This is a genomic window from Pseudomonas sp. P5_A2_2 (assembly GCF_054177685.1).
Map to the genome: position 1 here is coordinate 1 of NZ_JBGCUL010001271.1, position 1,130 is coordinate 1,130.

The window sequence follows — 1,130 nt, forward strand, 5'->3', positions numbered from 1 at the left end:
GTACGGATACAAAAATGTCTTGGCTCATAGAGTCACTCTCGCCTTTATTGGATTTCTTTTATCAGAGGCGAATGAAGGTGTCGTACACCGGCCGACTCGATGCAGGGTTCAGCTATTTTGGGCGATGACGCCAACAATATCCCGCCCTGTGGACGCACTCGCGCGCGACCCCGCATACGGTGCCCGGCCAATTGTAAAAATGGCGTTAATATTTCATACACTTTTTGTCATCATTCCCTTGATGACGCAACGAATTCGGTTGCCATTGGCGCTTGCCCATCTAAAGTGCACCCACGCGAGTGAAAAACATGAATCGGCTAAGGACGCAGAACCATGAGCACTGAGCAAGAGACGACTTTAGACGAGCAGCGGCTCGACAGTACGGAAATCCGCATTCTGGGCTCGTTGATCGAGAAACAGGCCACCAGCCCGGAAACCTATCCCCTGACCCTCAATGCCCTGGTGATTGCCTGCAACCAGAAAACCAGCCGCGAACCGGTGATGAACCTCACACCAGGCCAGGTCGGCCATAGCCTGCGCGTCCTCGAAGGACGCGGTTTCACCAGACTGGTGATGGGCAGCCGCGCCGACCGCTGGGAACACAAGGTCGGCAAGGCCCTGGAACTGGTGCCGGCGCAGCTCGTCCTGACCGGGCTGATGTTTCTGCGCGGTCCGCAGACCGTCAATGAACTGCTGACCCGCAGCGGCCGCATGCATGAATTCGAAGATGCCGAACAGGTGGTGCATCAACTCGAACGCCTGATTGCCCGAGGCCTGGCCGTACTGATTCCGCGTCAGGCCGGCCAGCGTGAAGACCGCTATACCCACGCCCTGGGCGATCCGGCGGATATCGAGGCGATCATGGCGRCACGGCAAAACCCGGCAGAGCGTGGTGGCAGCGGGGTTTCGGTTGAACGGTTCGAAGAGCTGGAAGCGCGGATTGCGGCGCTGGAAGAAAGGCTGGCCCGGCTCGAGTAACCAGAATAATTGCCTGACACAAARCCTGTAGGAGCGAGCMTGCTCCGGGCGGCGTTCCGACGATGGTGGACTGTCAGTCACATCAATGCCGGATGGGCCGACGCTATCGCGAGCAAGCTCGCTCCCACAGTGGATCGTGGACTGGCTTGGTA

Annotated in this window: 2 protein-coding genes; both read left to right on the forward strand. The window is 58.4% G+C overall.

Going from position 1 to position 1,130, the window contains the following annotated elements; all coding sequences use genetic code 11:
* Positions 1-337, forward strand: a 337-nt coding sequence (locus ACXRVY_RS30730) for a hypothetical protein (RefSeq protein ID WP_458239170.1), incomplete at its 5' end; no start/stop codon positions are given.
* Complete coding sequence (locus tag ACXRVY_RS30735; RefSeq protein ID WP_458239171.1) at positions 334-978, forward strand: YceH family protein; 645 nt, start codon at positions 334-336, stop codon at positions 976-978. The genes ACXRVY_RS30730 and ACXRVY_RS30735, both read left to right, overlap by 4 nt.
* Positions 979-1,130: the final 152 nt, after the last annotated feature.